The organism is Paramicrobacterium fandaimingii, assembly GCF_011751745.2.
Taxonomy (GTDB): domain Bacteria; phylum Actinomycetota; class Actinomycetes; order Actinomycetales; family Microbacteriaceae; genus Paramicrobacterium; species Paramicrobacterium fandaimingii.
On record NZ_CP061170.1, the window covers coordinates 1836860 to 1859498 of the forward strand.

The window sequence follows — 22639 nt, forward strand, 5'->3', positions numbered from 1 at the left end:
CGAGTGGGAGCGGCGGCACGCGTTAACCGGCGATGCCGTGTTCGTACGCGTAAATCACCAGCTGCACGCGATCGCGCGTGCCGAGCTTGCTGAGCACGCGGCTTACGTGCGTTTTGACCGTGGCCTCGCTGAGGAATTCCTTGCGGGCGATCTCAGAATTGCTCATTCCGGATGCCGCGAGAACAAAGATCTGCTTTTCGCGCTCCGTCAGCGCCGCATATTCGATGGGCTCACGACTGCGTGCCGGCTGTCCCATCTGGGCCAGCAGCGCCTTCGTCGCGCCCGGAGCGATCACGGCACTTCCGGAATGCACCGAGCGGATCGCCGCAAGAAGGAATTCGGGCTGGGAGTCCTTCAAGAGGAATCCACTCGCGCCGATATGCAGTGCGCGCGCAGCGCCTTCGTCGAGTTCAAATGTGGTGAGCACGATCACGCGCGGTGCCGGGCGTCCGGCAGAATCCGCCTCTGCCAGAATCCGTTCCGTCGCTTCGATGCCGTCAAGCTCTGGCATGCGAACGTCCATGAGTACGACATCGGGGCGCCGAGAACGCACGAGCTCAACGCCTTTGAGCCCGTTCTCTGCTTCCCCGGCGAACGAGAGATCCTGCTGCGAGTCAATGAGCATGCGGATCCCAGCTCGAAAAAGTGATTGATCATCAACGAGCGCGACGGAAATAGGTTCTGTCATGGGGATCAAGCCTCACTCACGCGATCGGAAGACGGGCGATCACACGGAACCAACCGGGTGTCGACGCGTCGATATCGAGGGTACCGCCCGCCAGTGTGGCGCGTTCGCGCATTCCGGGTAGGCCGTGTCCCCGTGACAGGTCTGTGCCCCGCGAAGGAGCACTCTGACCGACCACGTTCTGCACGATGAGTTCGACACCGGCATCGCTGCCGACCACCGTAACCTCGACGTCACGGTGCGGTTCCCCGTGGTGCATCGCGTTCGTGAGGGCCTCTTGCATGATGCGATATGCGGCAATCTGTCGACCCGTCGGAAGGTCGGGCAGCGTGCCGACAAGGGTGTACGACACCATAAGTCCCGCACTTCGCATTGTCTCAACGAGTGTGTCAATGTCTGCGAAGCCGGGCTGAGGGCCGGCTTCCTGCTCGTGACGCAGTTCACTCAAAAGCAGCCGCACGTCGCCCAGCGCATGTCGCGCCGTGTCGGATACAGTCTCAAGCGTCCGTGCCAGCGCATCGGCGTCTCCCTTGTGCACGTATCGAGCTCCATCGGCCTGAGCGACGACAACGGCAAGCGAGTGCGCAACCACATCATGCATATCGCGCGCGATCCTGCCGCGTTCTTGCTCGACGACGGTGGCGCGCTCGGCGAGCGATTGCGCCTGACGCGCTCGAAAGCGTTCATAGCCTGCCTGACGAGCAGCATCAGCTGTGCGCATCAGCTGCCCAAGAGTCCACGAAAGCCCAAGAACGACAACCCCGGCCGTCGCGCCCGCGACCGTGGCGAATACCAGAATCGGGAGTGCCTCGGCATTGGCGGTCACACCCGTGTTCGTGACAAGCACCGTGTAGGCAGACGCGACGAGTCCCCCGACGACGGCAGAGATGAGCCCGTACCAGCGCACCCAGCCGTCTCCATAGCGGGCCGTGGCGTAGAGGATGATCGGAATGGCCACGTTGTAGGCGTTTGCCGAAGCTCCGAACGCCATCTGCGCGATCACCGCGACCCAGGAAATGGTGAGAGCGATTCCTGGTGATGCGCGCCGCAGCGAAAGAGATCCCCAGACCACGAGCACCACCCAGGGCTCGATGAAATTGCCGCGCAACGCGAATGGAAGACACAGCAGCGCAACGAGCGCCCCAACGGCCCCATCGATCGCGTATTGACGCGGCAGCAAAGCTCGGATCATGCGCTCAAGAGTAGTTCTCATGAACGCGCCTTTGGCCTGAGACGACCCCTGATCATCCCGTGGATGCGCAAAATCATCCTCCGGTGGCATGGCGTCGAATCAGAATCCGAGCCGGCCGAGCTGCTTGGGGTCGCGTTGCCACTCGCGCGCTACTTTCACTCGAAGCGAAAGGAACACCTTTGACTCAACGAGGGGCTCGATCTGCGCACGGGCTCTCTCTCCGACCTCTCGGAGACGTGCCCCATGCTTGCCGATCACAATCGCCTTCTGGCTATCTCGCTCGACGAAGATATTCGCGTAAATGTCGACGAGAGGCTTGTCGTCTCTCGTGCTGATGTCGTCGATCGTCACGGCAAGCGAATGGGGCAGCTCATCATGCACACCCTCGAGTGCGGCCTCCCGAATAAATTCGGCAATGCGGTCTTCGAGCGATTCGTCAGTGATCCGCTCGTCTGGATAGAGCTTCGGCGATTCAGGGAGAAGCTTGACGAGCTGTGCGACAAGCACGTCAAGTTGAACAGCCTCAATGCTGGAAACGGGGATGATCTCATCCCATTCCCGAAGTTGAGAGACCGCCAACAGCTGGTCGGCAACCCGCGCCTTCGGCACCGCGTCGATCTTCGTGACGATGGCCACCTTCTTCGCGCGCGGATAATCGTCGAGCTGCTGGTTGATGTAACGATCGCCCGGCCCGATCTTGTCCCCCGCCGGCACACAGAGCCCAATCACATCCATGTCGCCGAGAGTGGACTGCACAAGATCGTTGAGTCGTTCGCCAAGCAGCGTTCTCGGTCGGTGCACCCCTGGCGTGTCCACAATGATGACCTGACCGTCGTCGCCGCTGATGATGCCGCGAATCGCTTTGCGCGTTGTCTGCGGCTTTGCGCTCGTTATTGCAACCTTTGTGCCGACTAGCGCATTCATCAGCGTCGATTTCCCGACGTTCGGGCGCCCAACGAATGAGACAAAACCTGCGCGATACCCTTCGTGTTCCGGTTCAGTCATTTCTGCTCCTGTTCGGGTGAATCGGCGGCATGAGCCCCCACGTCACGCTGCACGATAATCGTGCTGATTTCGCCTTGTCTTCCGTGGGTTCGCTCGGCCGTCATCACCAACCCGTGAGTGCTGACGCGGTCCCCAGACACCGGCAGCCGATCGAGCGCTTTGGTGAGGAGCCCGCCGGCCGAATCGACATCGTCGTCATCGATCTCGATATCGAAGAGGTCGCCGAGCTCATCGATGGAAAGCCGCGAACGCACCCGAAACTGAGAAGTCGTCAGCTGCTCAACGTCGAGAGGCTCACGATCGTACTCGTCCGCAATGTCTCCGATGAGCTCTTCGATCAAGTCTTCGAGGGTGACAAGCCCCGCGATACCGCCATATTCATCGACAACCATCGCGAGATGATTCGACTCCACCTGCATCTGCTGAAGCAAGTCATCGACCTTCTTCGATTCGGGAACGAACCAGGCGGGGCGAACCAGATCCAGAGCGGGGTTTCGCTGCGCGTCAGCGTCGCCTTCGTAGACGACCCGCGCCAAATCCTTCAAATAGAGGATGCCGAGGACCTCGTCGACATCGTCAGAAACGACGGGAGCCCGAGAAATGCCCGTGCCGAGAAAAACGCCGAGTGCGGCACTGACCGTTGTGTCGTGATCGATGCTCACCATGTCAGTGCGTGGAATCATCACCTCACGCACGTAGGTGTCATTGAACTCGAAAATCGAGTGAATCAGCTCCCGATCGTCCTCTTCGAGCACACTCATCTCTGTGGCTTCATCAACCATGCTGAGCAGCTGCTCTTCCGACGAAAACGAGATCTCGCGCGGCACTCCGGGCGTCACCCGGTTGCCGAACGCCATCAGAGCATGCGCGACAGGGCCGAGCAGAACCCGCACGAAGTGGATGAGCGGAGCGGTGAGGCGCAGAATCATGTCTGCCTGATTGCGTCCGTAGCTCCGCGGACTTGCCCCGACGAGAACGAAAGAGGCGAGAGTCATGATGAAGGCCGAAATCAGCAGCGCAAGCCACAGCTGTTCAAAAAGTCGCACGAAAACGAGTGTCACGAGGACGGCGGCCGTGGTTTCGGCGAAAATGCGCATGAAGTTGATGGAGTTCATGTGCGAGCCGGGGTCGAGTGCAATGGCTTCGAGCGCTCGCGATCGCCGTGGCTGCTCGGCGAGATCCTGAATGTCGTTGCGAGATTTCACACCGATTGCTGCGTCAGCTGCGGTCAGCAGCCCGGCGAAGGCGATGAGCACGAGCGCCGCACAGGCAAAGATGACGAGAAGCACCTAAGCTCCGTGGCGGTCTATTGTGGCGAACGACAGCAGAATGTCTCGCTGAATTCCGAACATCTCGCGCTCTTCGTCCGGCTCAGCGTGATCGAATCCGAGCAGATGCAGGATGCCGTGGGTGGTCAAGAGCAGAAGCTCATCCAGCGTTGAGTGGCCCGCCGTCTCTGCCTGCATTTCGGCAACCTGCGGGCAGAGCACAATGTCGCCGAGCAGTCCGGGTGGCGCGGGGTTCTCTTCGGTTCCGGGTCTCAGCTCGTCCATGGGAAAACTGAGAACGTCCGTCGGCCCGGGCTCATCCATCCATTGCACGTGCAACTGCTCCATCGCGCCCTCGTCGACGACGACGATGTTCAGCTCAGCCTCCGCGCTCACGTGCATCACGCCGAGCGCGTGGTTGCAAAGCCTCAGCAGCGCTGCTTCATCGACCGCGACTGCAGATTCGTTGTTGATCTCGATGCTCACGAGCTGAAGCCTCCAGGTTTGCGTTTTGCATCACGTTGCTGGCGCCCGCGCTTCTCGACTCGGTTCGCGAACTCACGTGCCTGTTCTCGCTCAGAGCGCTCTGCCTGCTGTCGCTCGTCGTACTCGCTGTACGCGTCGACGATCTGTCCGACGAGGGTGTGACGCACCACGTCGTCGCTCGTCAGCCGACAGAATTCGATGTCATCGATGGTGTTCAGCACCCGTGTGACCAGGCGAAGGCCGGAGGACGCCCCTGGAAGATCTACCTGAGTGATGTCCCCGGTCACGACCATCTTTGAATTGAAGCCGAGTCGCGTGAGAAACATCTTCATCTGCTCGGGTGTCGTATTCTGAGCTTCATCGAGCACGACGAACGAATCATTCAGTGTTCGCCCGCGCATATACGCGAGAGGCGCCACTTCAATGGTTCCTGTCGCCAGAAGCTTTGGAACGATCTCGGGGTCCATCATCTCGTTCAGTGCGTCATACAGCGGTCGCAGGTAGGGATCGATCTTGTCCGTGAGTGTGCCGGGCAAGAACCCGAGCCTCTCCCCTGCTTCGATCGCCGGTCGCGACAAGATGATCCGTGTCACTTCTTTTCGCTGCAGCGCCTGCACGGCCTTCGCCATGGCGAGATAGGTTTTGCCGGTCCCTGCCGGCCCGATGCCGAAGGTGATTGTGTTCTCGTCGATCGCGTCGACGTATGACTTCTGCCCAGCCGTCTTCGCCCTGATCGCCTTGCCTCGTGCAGAGAGGATCGTCTGTCCGAGCACCTCGGTCGGCGTGTGGCCGCCCTCTTCGATGAGGCGTGACGACGTCGTCACATCCGACTGCGCAAGATCGTGCCCGCTGCGCGCGAGCTCAAGCAGTTGCTCAATCAGCTGGCGGGCAGCCGCAACTGCGGGCTCCGGGCCTGTGAGTGTGATTCTGTTGCCGCGAACGTGCACGTCGACATCAGGATGCTCCTGCTCAATGGTCGTCAGAAGGCGGTCCTGGGGCCCGAGCACCTGCACCATTGCGATGCCGTCGACGAGAATCTCTGCCGTCGCCTCGCTGTGCGGTTGTGGTTGGTCAGTGTCCGACAAGTGTTCCCTCTCCGAGATCTCCAGCCAGCACATGGGCATGCACGTGGAAAACTGTCTGGCCAGCGTCCGCACCGCTGTTGAAAATCAGCCGGTATTGTCCACCAGCGCGTTCATCCGCGATCTGCTGTGCCTGTGCAACAAGCTTCGCTAGGAGTGCGGGATCTGCGGCAGCGAGCTCTGCAACTGTTGCGTACTCTGCTGTTTTGGGCACAACAAGCACGTGAACTGGTGCCTGAGGATTGATGTCTTCGAACGCAATCAGATCATCGTTCTCCGCGACAATCGTCGCCGGAATCTCACGGGAGATGATGCGGCTGAAGATGCTCGGAGTTGTCTCTGTCATGCCTCTATCCTACGGAACCATCGCGTGCGCGGTAGCTACCATTCCTGTGTCAAGACGTTGAGAACTGCGAGCGCCGCCGCGCCGGCAGACGACGTGCGCAGCACCTGTGAGCCAAGACGCACCCTCTCGGCATTCGCCGCGGTGAGCTCGCGTAGCTCCTCGTCGGCGATTCCGCCCTCCGGACCGACAACGAGAACGATCGAACGATCATCGAGCTGGATGCTGCTGAGCGCGGTTTCTGCGTCGGGGTCGAGCACCAGCATCCGCTGTTCCGCGCTGCCTGAGGCAAGCATCGCGGTTGTGGCGAGCGGCTTCACTGTCGGAACGTGTGCTCTCAATGACTGCTTCGTCGCCTCGCGCGCGATCGTCTGCCACCGTTGCGCACCCTTGGCTGCCTTTGCGGCGTCCCAGCGTGACACGCTGCGCTTTGCCTGCCACGGAATGATGCAGCTGACGCCGAGTTCCGTGCACATCTGCACCGCCCGTTCGTCTCGATCGCCTTTCGCCAGGGCCTGGGCAAGCGAGATCACGGGCTGCCGCTCGTCGTGGCTGCTCACGCTCTCTGCGCGCAGTGTGACTTCAGTCGGACGAGCCGTCTCGACGACGCACTCGACGAGCAGCCCGCGACCGTTTCCGACGAGCACCGCTTCACCGGCACGAACACGAGAGACCGAAACGGCGTGCTTTGCTTCCAACCCGGAGAGCACAAGGCGGTCACCAGGCGACGCGCCCTCGAGCGCGTCATTGAGGAAGAGACTGCTCATGTCAGCTCACAAAACGGTCGCGAAGCTTCGCGAAGAGGCCCTGCTGAAAGTGAGCGAGTTCGGGCTTCGGGTCGCGACGGCGCTCCGAGAACTGGCGGATCATCTCCCGTTCCTTATGATCGAGCTTCGACGGCGTCACCACTTGCACGCCGACACGCAGATCTCCGCGCGCGCTGCTGCGCAGACCCGTGATCCCGCGGTCCTTGATCACCAGAACATCGCCGCTCTGAACGCCAGGGCGAATATCAAGATCGACGTCACCGTCCAGTGCATTGATCGTGCTCGTCGTACCGATGATCGCATCGGCCATTGACACTTCGAGGGTGCAGAGAACGTCGTCGCCGTTGCGGCTGAAGACGTCGTCGTGCCTCACCTTGATCTCGAGATAGAGATCGCCCGATGGACCGCCGCCTTGTCCGACCTCGCCGCTTCCTGGCATCTGCAGACGCAGCCCGGTGTCGACGCCAGAGGGGATATCTACCGAAACGGTGCGGCGTGCGCGCACGCGACCCTGCCCCTGGCACGTCACGCACGGGTTTGGAATGATCGTGCCGTACCCCCGGCACGATCCACACGGGCTTGCGGTGACGACGTTGCCGAGCAGTGACCGAACGGTGCGCTGCACCTGCCCCGTTCCGTGGCAGATGTCACAGGTGATCGGTGATGTCCCCGGTTGACAGCACGAACCTTCGCAGGTCTCGCAGAGCACCGCCGTGTCGACCTCGATGTGCTTCGTGGTTCCGAACATCACATCGATGAGGTCGATCTCAATACGCAGAAGCGCATCTTCTCCTCGCTCTTGGCGCGATCGGGGGCCACGCCCTGCGCCGCCTCCACCGCCGAAGAACGTATCGAAGATGTCGCCGAATCCACCGAAGCCACCACCGCCGCCGCCGAACGGGTTGCGGCCCCCGGCATCATATTCGGCGCGCTGCTGCGAATCGCTGAGCACGTCATAGGCGTGCGTGACATTCTTAAACGTCTCTGCTGCCTCGGGACTTGGGTTGACGTCAGGGTGCAGCTGCCGCGCAAGCTTGCGGTATGCCTTCTTGATCTCGTCGACAGACGCGTCACGCGACACGCCGAGGGTTTCGTAGTGGTCAGCCACTCGCGGCCTTTCCTCGTCGTTCGCCGGTCGGGCTCGTCCGGCGGTTGTGCAATTCTGTGCGCCGAGCCGCGCACGTGGAGAGTGTCACTCGACCCCGAGAAGCCGAGAAAGATAGCGGGCAACGGCGCGCACGGCCGTGATGTTTCCCGCATAGTCCATTCTCGTGGGTCCGAGCACACCAAGACGGGCGATTTCGCCAGCAGAGGAACGGTACCCGCTCGTCACGATGCTTGTCTCATCGAGACCGAACGGTGCGTTTTCTCTGCCGATGCTCGCCGAGACTCCCAGCTGGTCGGCCTGCATCTCGCCGAACAGTCGGAGCAGCACGACCTGCTGCTCCAGCGCCTCGAGCACGGGAAAAATGCTTCCTGAGAAATCCTCTTCTGTTCGCGCAAGGTTCGCAGCGCCCGCCATTACCAGGCGGTCTTCGCGATAATGGCCGAGAACCTCGAGCACGACGTCGCGCACCGCACCAGCAAGCGCAGAAGGCTCCCCCGCTGCGTCCTTCTCACCGCGATTCATGAGCTCAACGGCGGCGGCATTGACAGTGCGCGACGAGACGTCGTCGTTGATCTGAACCTTGATACTCCCGACCGCATCATCGTCGAGCGGATGATCTGCTTCAACAAGTCGCTGATCAACGCGTCCGTTATCGATGATTACGACGACAAGCAACGTGCTTTCGCTCACAATGACAAGCTCGACGTGACGCACGGACGCCCGCGCGAACGACGGGTACTGAACGAGGGCCACTTGGTTTGTCAGCTGCGAGAGAAGGCGAACAGTTCGCCGCAGAACGTCGTCAAGGTCGGCCGATGGCTCAAGGAACATCTCAATGGCACGGCGCTGGGCAGGCGAAAGCGGCCGCTTATCAGCAAGCTGATCGACGAAGAGTCGATACCCCTTATCTGTCGGCACACGACCAGACGAGGTGTGGGGAGCGACGATGAGCTCTTCTTCCTCGAGCAACGCCATATCGTTGCGTATCGTGGCGGCAGAGACACCGAACCTGTGACGATCGACGATGCTCTTTGAGCCCACAGGTTCGCGAGAAGACACGTAGTCGGTGACGATCGCCCGCAGAACATCGAGACTGCGTTCAGACACCACGGTTACCGCCTCCTCTCTGGCACTCGTTCTCTCAGAGTGCCAATCTTAGTCGGTGACAATGCGGCGCGGACAATTGCAGCCTCACCGCCGTGTCTGTAGGTTTACTCCTAAGTCTTGCGAAGGACTTGACTCGAGCGTTCGCCAGCAAGCGAACTCACCACAGCGAAAGGCGAAGCAATGACTGACCCGAATGCACCGCAGCCGGCCGATCCAAATCAGCCGCCCAACACGCAAGGCCAGCCATCCCAGACACCACCGCAGCAGCCGCAGTACGGCCAGCAGCAGCCACCCCAGTATGGACAGCAGCAGCCGCCGCAGCAGGGTCAGCCGGGTCAGCAGCCGTATGCACAGCAGCCCCCGCAGCAAGGACAGCAGCCCTACGGTCAGCAGCCGTATGCACAGCAGCCCCCGCAGCAAGGACAGCAGCCGTACGGTCAGCCCCAGTACTCCCAGGCTCCCGGTGCTCAGCCGCTCACTCCTCAAGATGACAAGATGTGGGCGATGTGGTCCCACTTCGGCGGTGTTCTGAGCATTCTGCCGTCGCTCATCATCTACCTGGTGTTCAAGGACCGTGGTCCTTTCGTGCGTCAGGAAGCAAAAGAGGCTCTCAACTGGCAGATTACGATCCTTATCGTCATGATCGCATGGTCGATCATCGTGGGCATTTTGAGCGGCATCATCGTGACGTCCATGATCGCTGGGGGAAGCTTCGGCGCGATCGGCGGTCTGACTGCACTGTTCAGCCTCTTGAGCTGGCTCCCGTACATTCTCAACCTGATCTTCTCGATCATCGGCGGAGTCAAGGTCAAGGGTGGTCAGCCGTACCGCTACCCGGTCAACTTCCGCTTCATCAAGTAAGTCAGTCGGTCAGACGTCGCACGACGGCGTCGGCCAGGAGCCGCCCTTTTACGGTCAGTACGATTCGACCGCGAAGGGCGGCTTCGGCGTTAACGAGCTCATCGGCAATGAGCTCAGCGACAGCGGTCCGCCCAGAAGCGCTCAGCACACGTGTCGAGAGTCCCTCTCGGATTCGGGTTTCGAGGAGAATTCGCTCGATCCGTCGCGTCTCGCTGTCGAGCGTTTCCCTGCCAGCGGCTGGCGATGTCGCATCGGCAAGCCGCGCCGCATATGCTGCGGGGTGCTTGACGTTCCACCAGCGCACGCCCCCAACGTGACTGTGCGCTCCCGGGCCGACCCCCCACCAGTCCTGTCCCGTCCAATACGCGCGATTGTGGCGCGACCGTTCGTCGGGAGTGCGCGCCCAATTGCTGACTTCGTACCAGCTGAAGCCCTCGGCGGCGAGCGTCGATTCTGCAACCTCGTACATGTCGGCCTCGAGATCGTCATCGGGGATGGCGACCTCACCTCGGCGAATCTGGCGGGCGAGCTTCGTGCCGTCCTCAACGATCAGGGCATACGCAGACAGGTGATCAGGGTTCTGGCGCAACGCGTGCTCCAGTGAGCGTTTCCAATCGTCGAGGCTCTCCCCAGGGGCACCGTATATGAGATCGAGACTGACGCTGAGCCCAGCATCGCGAGCGGCCGAAACAACGTCGGGGATTCGGGCAGGGTCGTGCGTGCGCTCCAGGGTGGAGAGCACGTGCGGAACAGCGGATTGCATTCCGAAGGAGACCCGTGTGAACCCGGCGTCCGCAAGGTCCTGAAGGTAGCGTGCGTCGACGCTATCCGGATTCGCCTCCGTCGTCACTTCGGCATTCTCGCTCAAGCCGAACTGGTCGCGAACACCAGCTAGCATCCGCGCCAGGTCTTGCGCGGGCAAGAGCGTCGGCGTTCCCCCGCCGAAGAACACCGTCGACAGTGTGCGCGACTCTGCACCGAGGTCGTCAAGGACCTGCCAGGCTAGACGCACTTCCTGCAGCGCTTCATCGGCGTAATCCACCTGGCGTGCGCCGCGAAGCTCTGTGGCTGTGTAGGTGTTGAAATCACAGTAGCCGCAGCGAACGCGGCAGAACGGCACGTGCACGTACACGCCGAGATCACGCGCTGCGGAGTCAACGGCAGCCGACGGCGGAAGACGCCCATCGGGTGGTGCGGGGTCGCCGAGCGGCAGAGCGGACGGAGACATCTATTCGCGCACGTCGTTCGCCCAGGCGGGCGACAGTGCCCGCAGATACTGGGCAGACAATCGCTTGCGACGCCGCATGAGCAAAAACGGAAACACCGTGTAAAACCACCGGGCAGGTCTCACGAATGCCCGCACGGTGAACCACACGCTGTCGTCATCGCGATGCTCGATCGCGAACGATTCCTCGCCGCTGATCGCATGCCCGGAGACGGTTCCAAACGCAAATGCCACACGCTGCGGATCTTCAATCACATACACAACGCGCACGTGCCCACGAACAGAATATTGCCCGACGCGGCCCGATAGCGTTGCCGTCGTTCCCGACGTGATGTATGGGGTGCCATCAGAAGAGAAGCGGTCCTCCGTCCGATCGGCACCCGGCCGTATCGGCGTGCCGTCCTCTGCGAAGCGCACACCTTGGTAGGCGTCGCCGCTGCCTCGCTCGATGTCTGAAACGGTGATTCCCGCGAGCCGAAGTACTTGCCACGAGAGAATTGAGGCGGATGCAGCGGCGAAACGCTCATCGCCGCTGCCGATCTTGATGGTGTCCTCGTACGGTTTGTAGCCATCGGGAGGGTACTGCAAGAGGTCGGCAGCCTGAGTCGCGCCGACGGCCGCGTAGTCCGTCGGCTTGTCTTCGAAGTTGGACCGGCGCATCAGCTTACTTCTTGTCCTTCTTTGTCTCGGTCTCGCCGCTGAGAGCCGCGATGAAAGCCTCCTGGGGCACTTCCACGCGCCCAACCATCTTCATGCGCTTCTTGCCCTCTTTCTGCTTCTCCAGCAGCTTTCGCTTTCGCGAGATGTCGCCGCCGTAACACTTTGCGAGAACGTCTTTTCGCATTGCGCGGATCGACTCGCGAGCGATAATACGCGATCCGATGGCCGCCTGCACGGGAACCTCGAACTGTTGCCGTGGGATGAGCTTCTTGAGCCTCTCCGTCATGAGCACTCCATAGGCATATGCCTTCTCGCGGTGCACAATCGCGCTGAACGCATCGACCTGATCGCCCTGAAGCAGAATGTCAACTTTGACCAGATCGGATTCTTGCTCCCCCATCGGTTCGTAATCGAGGGACGCATACCCCTGCGTTCGGCTTTTGAGATGGTCGAAGAAGTCGAACACGATCTCGCCAAGGGGCATGCTGTACCGAATCTCGACGCGTTCCTCTCCCAGGTACTCCATGCCGAGCAGAGTTCCTCTGCGCGATTGACACAGCTCCATAATCGTGCCGACATATTCCTTTGGCGCGATGATCCCGACCTTCACGACGGGTTCGGACACAGTGCTGATCTTGCCCTCGGGAAACTCGCTCGGGTTGGTGACCGTCACCGTCTTCTTGTCTTCGGTTGTCACCTCGTACGTGACACTCGGTGCTGTTGCGATGAGATCGAGCCCGAATTCCCGTTGAAGTCTCTCGCTCACGATCTCCAGGTGAAGCAATCCGAGAAATCCACAGCGGAAGCCGAAGCCAAGCGCAACGGACGTCTCAGGCTCGTAAGCCAGCGCAGCATCCGACAGCTTGAGCTTGTCGAGCGCCTCGCGCAGGTCGGTGTAATCCGCACCATCAATCGGATAGAGCCCCGAAAACACCATCGGCTTCGGGTCGGTGTACCCAGGCAGCGCTTTCTGCGCCGGAGTCTTCGAATCGGTGACAGTGTCGCCGACTCGGGATTGCCTGACATCTTTCACACCAGTGATGAGGTAGCCGACTTCGCCGACGCCCAATCCTTTGCTCGGTGTCGGCTCCGGGGACGATACGCCGATCTCCAGGAGCTCGTGCGTCGCGGTCGTCGACATCATCTGCACCTTTTGGCGCGGTCGCAATGAGCCGTCAACCATGCGAACGTAGGTGACGACCCCACGGTAGCTGTCGTATACCGAATCGAAGATCATTGCTCGGGCCGGTGCCTCCTCGTCGCCAGCTGGAGCGGGTACCCGCCCGACGACACGATCGAGAAGCTCGTCGACACCAGCTCCTGTCTTACCCGAGACGCGCAGAACATCGTCTGGTGAACCGCCGATGAGATTGGCGAGCTCGGCAGCATACTTGTCTGGGTCTGCCGCTGGGAGGTCGATCTTGTTCAGCACGGGAATGATCTCAAGGTCGTTCTCGAGTGCGAGATACAGATTGGCGAGGGTCTGCGCCTCGATCCCCTGTGCGGCGTCAACGAGCAGAACCGCTCCTTCGCAGGCAGCGAGTGAGCGGGAGACCTCGTACGTGAAATCCACGTGCCCAGGAGTGTCGATCATGTTAAGAGCGAATGTCGTGCCGTCCTTCTCCCAGGGCATGCGCACGGCTTGGCTCTTGATCGTGATTCCGCGCTCGCGCTCGATGTCCATCCGGTCAAGGTACTGTGCCCGCATATCTCGATCGGCGACAATCCCCGTGACCTGAAGCATGCGGTCAGCGAGCGTCGACTTTCCGTGGTCGATATGTGCGATGATGCAAAAGTTGCGGATGAACGCAGGATCGGTAGCGGCTGGCTCAAGGGCCGTCATTGCTCTGGGGCTCAACGCGTTCCTTACTCTGTTCAGTCGGTAAAGCACCATTGTCCCATGTCGCTGGTCAAAGGTTCGCGGAGAACGCGAAGCCGACATGCCGCGAGGGCCCGTTGGTTACGGCGCTCCGTCGAAGCTGGTAGCATTGGGCGTTGGCTTGCGTGTGGCGGAAACCGCACGAACTGCCGGGAGCGCCCTCTCTCGCCCCACCGGCACCACCGAACACACCAAACGAAGGCACATATAAACGTGGCAAACATTAAGTCGCAGATCAAGCGAATCGGCACCAACCTCAAGGCTCAGGAGCGCAACCGCCAGGTCAAGAGCGAGCTCAAGACCGCCGTGCGCGGTGCCCGTGATGCTGTCGCTGCAGGCGACAAGGACAAGGCAACCAAGGCTCTCGCACTCGCGTCGAAGAAGCTCGACAAGGCAGTAAGCAAGGGTGTCATCCACCGCAACCAGGCGGCTAACCGCAAGGCCGGTCTTGCTCAGAAGGTCAACGCCCTCTAAGCGCACATTCTTAACGTCGAAAGGCCCCGCTACGGCGGGGTCTTTCGACGTTAAGAGCTGATCGAAGACTCAGACCCGTCCACGAGACGCGATCACACCGATCAGCCTCTCGACGGCGAACACCGGGTCTCGCTCTGCGCCCTTGACCGCGGCGTCAGCTTCGGCCAGTGCCGTGAGCGCGCTGCCCAGTGCTTCGTCAGTCCAACCGCGAACGTCACGGCGGGCACGATCGACCTGCCATGGAGCCATCCCAAGAGCCCCCGCAAGCTGGCCCGAACTCCCGGTAGCATTCGCCACCTTCGCCATCGCACGCACTTTCATTGCAAAGGCAGCGACGATCGGCACCGGGTCGGCGCCAGAGTCGAGCGCATGTCTCAGACTGAGAAGCGCCTCCGCTGTTCGGCCAGCTAGCGCAATGTCAGCCACGGCGAATGCCGTCGTCTCGACGCGACCTCCGTAGTAACGGTCAACAATGCTCTCGGTGATCTGATCTGCCGCATCGGCGACGAGCTGCTGGCAGGCCGCGGCGAGCTCGGCGACGTCGTCGGAGAATGCTGAGACGATCTGACGAAGAGCGCCCGGAGTGATCTGCTTGCGAGCACGAACGAACTCAGCCTTCGCGAAGTCGTACTTCTCGGCATCCTTCTTCAGATCATTGCAGACGATCTCAATCGCTGTTCCCGACGCTGCCCTGATGGTTTCGAGCAGCTTCTTTCCTCGCACGCCACCACCGTGCCGCACGACGAGATATGCGCCTTCGGCAGGCCCCGCAACGTATTCGATCGATTCGGCCAGAAATGCGTCGGTGCATTTCTCTGCGCCGCTGACGCGGATGAGTCGTGGCTCAGCGAACAGCGACGGACTCGCGAGGGTAAGCAGCTCACCAGGTTGGTATGCAGCTGCGTCGATATCGTTGATCTCCAGATTCGGGTCTTCAGCTCGCAGATAATCGCGGAGACCTTTTATCGCGCGATCGGCGAAGAGATCTTGAGGCCCGGAAACGAGCACGACGGGTGCCGGACGCACCTCGTGCCATGAGAGCTGCGGTATGGCCGCTGAGCTCTTTGCTGCCGGACTACGTCGTGTCGCTGCCACGTGTTCCTTTCGTCACCGTCCGAACTCAGCTTATCCGTCGGCACCGTCAGGGTTGCTCCACGGACACAGCCAAGCAGACTTTCGCCGAGCATACCGAGTGCCAGATGTCGCTTCTCGAGATCACTCGGTCGAGACAAACGTTGCAATCGCCCGGGCAGTTTCTGCTGGAGCCTCGAGGGGAATCAAGTGTCCGGTGCGCGGGATAACCGCGAACTCCGCGCCGGAAAGGTACGGAACCAGGTTGTTGCGTAACACTTCGCTGGGTTCCACGACGTCGTTCTCGCCAGCCAATACGAGAGTAGGAACGTTCACCTTCTGAGTCTCCGCCGTGATGTCCTTGGCGATGCCGTTCAACGGCCACTCGGTCCGAGCCTCTTCGGCGGCCGAGCGGGAGTCCTCGAGAACCTGCATTTTGATCAGGTCAGGCAGGACCGTTGCGGTCAGAATGCTGTCGCGGGCGTTCGCCGCAGACTCGTCACTGTCATACGCGTGGGCAAGACCCTCCTGGTATTCCAGTGTAATCTCAGCGGCTGGCTTCGCCGGACCAGAAGCGACGAGAACGAGGCCACGTAAACCGCTGGGCCTGGTCGAGGCGACCAGTTGGGCGACCTTGCCGCCCATGGAGTGACCGATGATGGCGTAATCCGTAACGCCTTCGGCCGCGATAACGGCGAGCGTATCGCGAGCGAGTTGGTGAAGCGAGTACGGACCGGATAGAGGGCTCGAACGACTCCAGCCCCGAAAATCGATGATGATCAGGTCACGGCCAGCAAGTGCCCGTGCCACCTCGTTCCATGTGCGCGCCGAGCCGCCCCAATAGTGAAGAAAAACCAATGTTGGGCCGGAGCCCCGAACACGGTCGTATACGGGCACGGCCTCAGGGTCAGTGATTGTCATGGTTGCTCCTCTTGCGAACTGATCATCGTGGTTTCTTCCGGTATCCATTGGACTCCGCTTCTCGAAAACGCGCATCGGGCAAAGAAGACTCGCTGTGGTGGAAAATGGACAAATGGCAGAAATCACGCAGATGACGTACCAGAGACAGGACACGTCGCGTGTGCCCGTAGAGGTCATCAGCTTTGACCAACTCCGCGCGCTGAACCACGGCCAGACCCAACGCACGGACTTTACGATCGTCGCGGTCATCAGCGGAGGTCATGGATCTGTCACCATCGACTTCACCGACTACGTTCTCGCATCACGGTGTGCCGTGTGGATTGCGCCAGGAGCAGTGCACCGCTGGGCAGATATCGCCCATCTCACCGGCCATCTCGTTCTTTTCGTCCCCACTGCGCCGGTCACGCCAGCCACGCGCGAAAGCGCCGCAACACCAAACGCGGTAGCCGTCTGGCCAGTCGACCCGGAAATCTGGAATTTCGTGTGCGGAGCCCTCAGCCACCTGCAGCTGGAAACCTCCCCGGAAACAACAACGCAGCAGACAGAGCTGCCCGAAATTCTGGTGTCGGCTTTCATCGCTCGTCTGAAACCGCCACACACGCGCGCTCCGTCCGGCAACTCAGCGTTTGCACGCTTTCGCACCAACGTGGAGGTTCACTTCCGCCAGCATCATGACGTGAGCCACTACGCCCGCGCCCTCGGCTACTCTCCCCGAACCCTGTCCCGCGCGGCGCTGAAGGAAACCGGCCGCACGGCGAAAACGTTCATCAATGACCGTCTCATTCTCGAGGCAAAACGGCTGCTTGCCCACGACAGGTACACGTCGGCGCGCTGCGCGAGCGAGCTTGGCTTCATGGATGCCTCGAACTTCTCGCTGTTCTTCCTCCGCGCCACCGGACAACGTCCCGGAGCATGGCAAGCCCACGCGACGGGATCTCGGCTCGGCGGGGACGTTCGGTGATCCTGCCGCTGTGTGTGCGCGTCATCGTCGTCCCCCTTCGCTCAACCGGAGGCGGTGTCGGGGACGCTTTTCTGTGACCAGACAGAGTAACCTGATGCCTTCTGTGAGATCAGGATCATTCCGCGCACATCTGTGCGGAGCACCTGGCTGCCCGACGCCCGTAGCTCGTCGATGGTCTCTCCATTTGGATGCCCGTATGTGTTGTCGGCTCCGACCGAGATCACAGCGAGCGACGCCTGTAGCTGCTCGTACAGCGCCGTGGATTGATCGGGGCTCCCGTGGTGCGCGACTTTGACGATGTCTGCCCGCGTGCCAGCGCCCATGCTGGCAAGCAACGCTGACTGCTCGGTTTCCCCGAGATCCCCAAGGAGCACGATGTGAGTGCCGGCAATCGTGACCGAGAGCACAATGCTGCCCGCGTTTCCCGACAGTTCGCGAGACTCGGGCCAGATCACAGAGAAGTCGATCGTGCCGACGGTGCCGTGCTCGCCCTTCGTCACCACGTCGACTCGGATTCCCGCGTCGTCAAGCAAACGTTTGGTTCGCTCGCCGGCATCGTCGTGCACCGCCTGCACCATGGCCCGATCGGTTCGTGAAAGCACTCCCGTCGCTCCCCCCGCGTGGTCGGTGTCGTAGTGGGTAAGCACGAGCAGATCAATCGTCGTGATTCCCAGATCGTCAACGCACGCGGAGACGAGCCGGGGATCTGGTCCGGTATCAACGAGAATCACCCCGCCACCCGCTCTGAGCAGAACGGCGTCGCCTTGCCCGATATCGCATGCTGCGACGATCCAGTCGCGAGGTCTGCTGACGGTTTCCGCCAGCGAAGGCGTCACAACGATGCCCCCGTAGGCGCCCAGGCTGACGCAGAGAGCAGCGACCAAGGCCTTCCCCATCCAGTGAGACCGCCACCTCGGCACAATCGCGAGCGCACAGGCGAGTGCCGTCACCGCAGCGAGCACCACCGCGCCTGTCGCTCCAGGTATCCAGGGGATCAGCGCGATCGGCAGCCCCGAGGTGACGGTTGCGACCCCGGCAATCCAGGCGGATGGAAGATATGCGAGCCAGGCAAGCAGCATCGCCCCCTGCGGAAAAACGGGTGTTGCGAGACAGGCGATCAGACCGATGACAGTGCCGATGGGTGCCGCGGGCGCTGCAAGGATGTTCGCGGCCACGCCGTAGACGCTGATCGTGCTCGACAGAAGTATCAAGATGGGCTGGCAGGCGAGCTGTGCGGCAAGTGGAACGGCGATCACCATGGCCAGGCCACGCGGGAGCAGCCGTGCAAGCGCCGCGGTCAGCGGGCGTGTGAGAAGCAGCAGACCTCCCGTCGCCAGAACGCTGAGTGCAAAACCCGCATCGTAGGCGTACCAGGGGTCGACCACGAGCATGAGGATGACGCTGCCCGCCAGCACGGGGATTCCGCCGGAGGGCCGCCCGGTGAGCTGCACGAGCAGCGCGAGCGAGGCCATGATTGATGCGCGGACGACGCTTGACTGCGGGGTGACGAGAATGACGAACGCGAGGAGCACGATGAGCGCTGCCCCGACGCGCACAATGCGGCCGGCTCCGAGCCGCCCGAGAAGCAGAATGGCGAACACGACGACGATGGCGCAGTTGGCCCCGGACACCGCAGTGAGGTGGCTGAGTGAGGATGCTTTCATCGCAGCGTCGAGATCGGAATCGACAGCGCTCGTATCGCCGACGGCCAGCCCAGGCAGAAGACGGCCTCCCGCACCCGGCAGCGCTGAGCAGAGATCGACGAAGCCGCGACGCATGTCATCGGCCCAGGCGAGATACCAGGGAGGTGGCTCAACGACGGTGAGCGGCTCATCAGCGAAGAAGAGGGCTGCAGACGCGTCTGACGGCTCGGTGAGAATCACCTGCCCCGTCGTTTCGACAGTGCTCCCGATCGCGAGCACTCCCCCGCTGTCCTGGCCGAACAGCGTTGCGGGCACGCGGAGCTCGGAATCATTCAGCGACGTGATTGTCGCGCTTACCCTGATCTGGCTCGGGCCGCGATCAGTCGCATTCGCCAGCCCGTCGATCGTCGCAACGACGTCGACGCTGCGATCGGACGATGTCGCGTCGATGAGCTGATCCGGCCGACGCTGCTCGGCGGATATCGACGCGCTGAAGCTGACAAACGCGGCGACCCCGAGCGACACCGCGAGAAGTGCCGTCACGCCGCCGCGCGCCCTGACAACGCACAAGATGGTCAGTGCGCCCGCGACGCCGATGCACACAACCCACACGGCGAAAGATGCCTGCAGCCCCACCGCCAGAAGCGCGGCAAGCCATGCGCACACGGCCGGAATCAGCATCCTCATGTCAGACCGTCACCAGGTCTTTGAGCGTAGCGAAGGTCTTCTCGCCGATTCCAGACACATTGCGCAGATCGTCAACCGAGCGGAAGCCTCCGTTGTCGTCGCGCCACGCAATAATGCGCTCGGCAAGCGCCGGCCCAATGTTGGGAAGCTCCTCGAGCTGTTCGGCCGTCGCCGTGTTCAGATTCACGCGACCCTGCGCGTCTTTACCCTCCTGCTGCTCTGCGGTTTCACCGACCTCGGGCACGCGCACCTGCTCGCCATCGGTCACGAAGCGAGCCAGGTTGATTGCTGCTTCGTCCGCGTCGTCGGTGAGTCCGCCTGCCGCAGCGACAGCATCCATCACCCGTGCGCCGTCACTCAGCTGATAGAGCCCAGGCGACGCGACGGCCCCGAGAACATGCACGTATATGACGGCGGGGATGCTTGTGGAGAACGTGTTGTGCGGCTGAACTGTGGAAACGTGCTCGCCGTCTTTGACCAGGGCAATCACGACGGCAGCAGAGAGGCCCGCGAGCATGAGCAAGACAGCGACACCGGCACCAAGACGCAGTCGCTTCGGACGTCGAGCGCGTCTCGACAGTTCGGCCCGCTCGTGCATTCAGCAAGCCTAGAACGGCCTACTCGTCAGAGGCCGACGCCCACAGGCCCCTGTGTGCCGTGCCCTGCGAGGGGTGGCCTGTGGACGACGGTTGGTTATTTCGCCGTGGCGATGCTGACGATCTTCGGTGCACGCACAATGATGTTGCGAATCTCGGTGTCGCCGATCGCGCGAATGACGTTCGCATCGGCACGCGCGAGGGCTTCGAGTTCGTCTGGCGCGATCGACGGCGCGATCTGCAGGCGCCCCCGAACCTTGCCATTTACCTGCACAACAGCTGTCACCTCGTCTTCGACGAGGAGTTCGGGCAGTGCCGAACGCCATTGCACGTGTGCGACAGTCGGTTGGTGGCCGAGGAGAGCCCACATGTCTTCAGCGGCATACGGCGCGAACACGTTGAGGGCGATCGCAATTGTCTCTGCCGCTTCTCGCACAGCGGGGTCTGCTGCCCCGGCCCCAGCATCGATCGTTTTGCGAGTGACATTGACGAGCTCCATCAGGCGAGCGATCGCAACGTTGAACTTGTACGACTCGATGAGCTCGGGGGCATCTGCGAGAAAGCGATGAACAGAGCGGCGCAGAGTCACGTCGCCCGCCGTGAACTCAACGCCGGGCTCGCTCGCAACGTCGTGCGCGATCCGCCAGGCGCGCGCAAGAAACTTCGTCGATCCGGCCGGAGACACGTCGGCCCAGTCAATGTCGTCTTCCGGAGGGCCGGCGAATGCCAGTGTGACCCGAAGCGCGTCTGCACCGTAATCGCGCAGCTGATCGGCGAACTCGACGAGATTTCCGATGCTCTTGCTCATCTTGTGGCCGTCCATCAGAACCATTCCCTGATTCATGAGCGCCTTGAATGGCTCATCGAAGTCGAGGTAGCCGTAGTCGTGCAGAACCTTCGTCATGAACCGTGAATACAGCAGGTGCAGAATCGCGTGTTCCACACCGCCGACGTACTGGTCGACGGGAGCCCATTTCTTCGCCTCATCGATGTCGAAGGCCACCTCGTCAGAATTCGGGGAGAGGTAGCGCAGGAAATACCAGGAGCTGTCGACGAACGTATCCATCGTGTCGGAGTCACGACGTGCACTGCCGCCGCACGAAGGGCAGTCGACTGTTGCCCAATCGTCGGCCCCGCCCAGCGGACTCGTCCCCTTTGGGCGAAGGTCAAGCCCCGCTGCGGGTGGGAGTGTGACCGGAAGTTCTGATTCGGGGACGGGAACTTCGCCGCACTTCTCGCAGTGGATGATGGGGATCGGTGTCCCCCAGTAACGCTGTCGCGAGATCAGCCAGTCACGTAAGCGATAGTTCTTCGCCGTCTTTCCCATGCCGCGTTCCGCAAGGCGTGCCGTGATCGTCTCGAGCGCCTCAGGCTTCGTGAGGCCATCGAACTCTCCGGAATTGACCAGCTGGCCATCGCCCGTGTCGGCGATTCCTGTCGCCGCGGGGTCTCTCTCGGCATCCAGCTCTCCATTTGGCGCCACAACAACACGAACGGGCAGGTCGAACGCGAGCGCGAAGTCGAGGTCGCGCTGATCGTGCGCTGGCACGCCCATCACCGCTCCGTGTCCGTAATCGGCGAGAACGTAATCTGCGGCCCAGATGGGAATGAGGTGGCCCGTCAGAGGATGCGTCGCATACCGTTCGAGGAAGACACCGCTCTTCTCGCGTTCGGTTGACTGACGGTCGATGTCACTCTCTGTCTTCGTCTTCTCGAGATACGCGGTGAATTCCGCCTGCACCTCGGCGCTGCTGCCGGCTGCGAGCTCAGTGGCGAGCACCGAGTCCGGGGCGACGGCCATGTATGTCACGCCGAAGAGCGTGTCGGGACGTGTGGTGTACACGGTGACGGGATCTGCGCGCCCCTCGATGGCAAAATCGACGTCGGCTCCACGTGAGCGACCCACCCAGTTGCGCTGCATTGACAGCACCTTCGAGGGCCACGTGGCCTCCAGCTTGGAGAGATCGTCGACGAGCCGATCGGCGTAATCGGTGATGCGAAAGTACCACTGGGTGAGGTTTCGCTTCGTGACTTGAGCACCGCACCGCTCGCATTTTCCGTCGATAACCTGCTCATTGGCGAGAACCGTCTGGTCGTTGGGGCACCAGTTGACGGGGCTCGCCTTGCGGTAGGCGAGGCCCTTCTCATATAACTTCAGGAACAGCCATTGGTTCCAGCGGTAGTACTCGGGGTCGGACGTGTGAATTTCACGAGACCAGTCGAACGAGGGCGCGTAGACCCGAAAACTCGCCTTCTGCTGCTCGATGTTGCTGTATGTCCAGTCACGGGGGTCAGCTCCGCGTTTGATCGCCGCGTTTTCCGCGGGCAGACCAAAGGAGTCCCAGCCGACGGGATGCAGCACGGTGTGCCCTCTCTGCCACCAATAGCGCGCCAGCACGTCGCACAGGCCGAATGCCTCGGCGTGTCCCATGTGCAAGTCGCCTGAGGGGTACGAGAACATGTCGAGCACATACTTGCGCGGGCGGTCGTCAGCAACGTCAGCCGTTGAAAAGGGCTGCAGCTCGTCCCAGACGGGAAGCCACTTCTCCTGGATCGCGGCAAAATCATACTTCTCGGCTGTGTCGTGCGTTGTCTGCTCGTGGGGCACGTGACTCTCA

At 61.6% G+C, this 22639-nt stretch carries 21 protein-coding genes; 3 read left to right on the plus strand and 18 right to left on the minus strand.

Translation table 11 applies throughout. The annotated features are described in order from the left end of the window. Positions 1-22: 22 nt before the first annotated feature. From HCR84_RS08915 to hrcA, 10 genes are all read right to left on the minus strand, one after another. Positions 23-688: a response regulator gene (locus HCR84_RS08915; RefSeq protein WP_166983714.1), complete on the minus strand. Its 666-nt coding sequence runs from the start codon at positions 686-688 to the stop codon at positions 23-25. A gap of 16 nt (positions 689-704) precedes the next feature. After that, the gene (locus HCR84_RS08920; RefSeq protein WP_166983715.1) at positions 705-1898 is read right to left on the minus strand and encodes a sensor histidine kinase; all 1194 of its coding nucleotides are present in this window, start codon (positions 1896-1898) and stop codon (positions 705-707) included. 78 nt (positions 1899-1976) lie between these two features. Further along, positions 1977-2882: a GTPase Era gene (gene era / locus HCR84_RS08925; RefSeq protein WP_166983716.1), complete on the minus strand. Its 906-nt coding sequence runs from the start codon at positions 2880-2882 to the stop codon at positions 1977-1979. Further along, positions 2879-4171, minus strand: a complete 1293-nt coding sequence (locus HCR84_RS08930) for a hemolysin family protein (RefSeq protein WP_235940854.1) — start codon at positions 4169-4171, stop codon at positions 2879-2881. Before HCR84_RS08930 ends, era begins: the two co-directional genes overlap by 4 nt. Further along, complete coding sequence (ybeY, locus tag HCR84_RS08935; RefSeq protein WP_166983717.1) at positions 4172-4636, minus strand: rRNA maturation RNase YbeY; 465 nt, start codon at positions 4634-4636, stop codon at positions 4172-4174. Beyond that, positions 4633-5721, minus strand: coding sequence for a PhoH family protein (locus tag HCR84_RS08940; protein WP_434063536.1), 1089 nt, complete (start codon positions 5719-5721; stop codon positions 4633-4635). The genes ybeY and HCR84_RS08940 overlap by 4 nt, the downstream gene beginning before the upstream one ends. Beyond that, a complete protein-coding gene (locus HCR84_RS08945; RefSeq protein ID WP_166983718.1) occupies positions 5708-6064 on the minus strand; it encodes an HIT domain-containing protein in 357 nt (118 codons plus the stop codon). The genes HCR84_RS08940 and HCR84_RS08945 overlap by 14 nt, the downstream gene beginning before the upstream one ends. Positions 6065-6099: 35 nt before the next feature. Then, on the minus strand, positions 6100-6828 hold the full coding sequence (locus HCR84_RS08950) for a 16S rRNA (uracil(1498)-N(3))-methyltransferase (RefSeq protein ID WP_166983719.1): 729 nt from the start codon (positions 6826-6828) through the stop codon (positions 6100-6102). A gap of 1 nt (position 6829) precedes the next feature. After that, on the minus strand, positions 6830-7936 hold the full coding sequence (gene dnaJ, locus HCR84_RS08955; protein WP_166983720.1) for a molecular chaperone DnaJ: 1107 nt from the start codon (positions 7934-7936) through the stop codon (positions 6830-6832). Between the two features lie 84 nt (positions 7937-8020). Further along, positions 8021-9046: a heat-inducible transcriptional repressor HrcA gene (hrcA, locus tag HCR84_RS08960; RefSeq protein ID WP_166983721.1), complete on the minus strand. Its 1026-nt coding sequence runs from the start codon at positions 9044-9046 to the stop codon at positions 8021-8023. A gap of 177 nt (positions 9047-9223) precedes the next feature. On the opposite strand from hrcA, the gene HCR84_RS08965 reads away from it, so the two are divergent. Next, the gene (locus HCR84_RS08965) at positions 9224-9904 is read left to right on the plus strand and encodes a DUF4870 domain-containing protein (RefSeq protein WP_166983722.1); all 681 of its coding nucleotides are present in this window, start codon (positions 9224-9226) and stop codon (positions 9902-9904) included. 1 nt (position 9905) lies between these two features. On the opposite strand, the gene hemW is transcribed toward HCR84_RS08965, so the two are convergent. The 3 genes from hemW to lepA are packed head-to-tail and all read right to left on the minus strand — an operon-like array spanning position 9906 to position 13647. After that, entirely contained in the window at positions 9906-11132 is a 1227-nt protein-coding gene (gene hemW, locus HCR84_RS08970; protein ID WP_166983723.1) for a radical SAM family heme chaperone HemW, read from the minus strand. Continuing rightward, positions 11133-11789, minus strand: coding sequence for a DUF1990 domain-containing protein (locus tag HCR84_RS08975; protein ID WP_166983724.1), 657 nt, complete (start codon positions 11787-11789; stop codon positions 11133-11135). It lies immediately after the preceding gene. A 4-nt stretch (positions 11790-11793) separates the two neighbouring features. Next, positions 11794-13647 (minus strand): translation elongation factor 4, encoded by a 1854-nt coding sequence (lepA, locus tag HCR84_RS08980; protein ID WP_166983725.1) that lies wholly within the window; start codon positions 13645-13647, stop codon positions 11794-11796. A gap of 234 nt (positions 13648-13881) precedes the next feature. Here lepA and rpsT point away from each other — a divergent pair, with 234 nt between their 5' ends. Next, on the plus strand, positions 13882-14142 hold the full coding sequence (rpsT, locus tag HCR84_RS08985) for a 30S ribosomal protein S20 (protein WP_166983726.1): 261 nt from the start codon (positions 13882-13884) through the stop codon (positions 14140-14142). A gap of 69 nt (positions 14143-14211) precedes the next feature. On the opposite strand, the gene holA is transcribed toward rpsT, so the two are convergent. After that, positions 14212-15237, minus strand: a complete 1026-nt coding sequence (gene holA, locus HCR84_RS08990) for a DNA polymerase III subunit delta (RefSeq protein WP_166983727.1) — start codon at positions 15235-15237, stop codon at positions 14212-14214. Between the two features lie 120 nt (positions 15238-15357). Beyond that, positions 15358-16134, minus strand: coding sequence for an alpha/beta fold hydrolase (locus HCR84_RS08995; RefSeq protein WP_166983728.1), 777 nt, complete (start codon positions 16132-16134; stop codon positions 15358-15360). A 112-nt stretch (positions 16135-16246) separates the two neighbouring features. On the opposite strand from HCR84_RS08995, the gene HCR84_RS09000 reads away from it, so the two are divergent. Continuing rightward, positions 16247-17095, plus strand: a complete 849-nt coding sequence (locus tag HCR84_RS09000; RefSeq protein WP_166983729.1) for a helix-turn-helix domain-containing protein — start codon at positions 16247-16249, stop codon at positions 17093-17095. 41 nt (positions 17096-17136) lie between these two features. Here HCR84_RS09000 and HCR84_RS09005 read toward each other — a convergent pair whose 3' ends face one another. From HCR84_RS09005 to leuS, 3 genes are all read right to left on the minus strand, one after another. Then, on the minus strand, positions 17137-19425 hold the full coding sequence (locus HCR84_RS09005) for a ComEC/Rec2 family competence protein (RefSeq protein WP_166983730.1): 2289 nt from the start codon (positions 19423-19425) through the stop codon (positions 17137-17139). 1 nt (position 19426) lies between these two features. Then, positions 19427-20023: a ComEA family DNA-binding protein gene (locus HCR84_RS09010; protein WP_166983731.1), complete on the minus strand. Its 597-nt coding sequence runs from the start codon at positions 20021-20023 to the stop codon at positions 19427-19429. Between the two features lie 95 nt (positions 20024-20118). Further along, the gene (gene leuS / locus HCR84_RS09015) at positions 20119-22629 is read right to left on the minus strand and encodes a leucine--tRNA ligase (protein ID WP_244972449.1); all 2511 of its coding nucleotides are present in this window, start codon (positions 22627-22629) and stop codon (positions 20119-20121) included. Positions 22630-22639: the final 10 nt, after the last annotated feature.

Bases quoted from the DNA above. Each gene is read 5' to 3' on its own strand.
- hemW (WP_166983723.1), bottom strand. From the start codon at position 11,132: ATGTCTCCGTCCGCTCTGCCGCTCGGCGACCCCGCACCACCCGATGGG.
- HCR84_RS09000 (WP_166983729.1), top strand. From the start codon at position 16,247: ATGGCAGAAATCACGCAGATGACGTACCAGAGACAGGACACGTCGCGT.
- HCR84_RS08915 (WP_166983714.1), bottom strand. From the start codon at position 688: ATGACAGAACCTATTTCCGTCGCGCTCGTTGATGATCAATCACTTTTT.
- HCR84_RS09010 (WP_166983731.1), bottom strand. From the start codon at position 20,023: ATGCACGAGCGGGCCGAACTGTCGAGACGCGCTCGACGTCCGAAGCGA.
- HCR84_RS08965 (WP_166983722.1), top strand. From the start codon at position 9,224: ATGACTGACCCGAATGCACCGCAGCCGGCCGATCCAAATCAGCCGCCC.
- era (WP_166983716.1), bottom strand. From the start codon at position 2,882: ATGACTGAACCGGAACACGAAGGGTATCGCGCAGGTTTTGTCTCATTC.
- HCR84_RS08920 (WP_166983715.1), bottom strand. From the start codon at position 1,898: ATGAGAACTACTCTTGAGCGCATGATCCGAGCTTTGCTGCCGCGTCAA.
- HCR84_RS08950 (WP_166983719.1), bottom strand. From the start codon at position 6,828: ATGAGCAGTCTCTTCCTCAATGACGCGCTCGAGGGCGCGTCGCCTGGT.
- HCR84_RS08995 (WP_166983728.1), bottom strand. From the start codon at position 16,134: ATGACAATCACTGACCCTGAGGCCGTGCCCGTATACGACCGTGTTCGG.
- HCR84_RS08975 (WP_166983724.1), bottom strand. From the start codon at position 11,789: ATGCGCCGGTCCAACTTCGAAGACAAGCCGACGGACTACGCGGCCGTC.
- HCR84_RS09005 (WP_166983730.1), bottom strand. From the start codon at position 19,425: ATGAGGATGCTGATTCCGGCCGTGTGCGCATGGCTTGCCGCGCTTCTG.
- HCR84_RS08945 (WP_166983718.1), bottom strand. From the start codon at position 6,064: ATGACAGAGACAACTCCGAGCATCTTCAGCCGCATCATCTCCCGTGAG.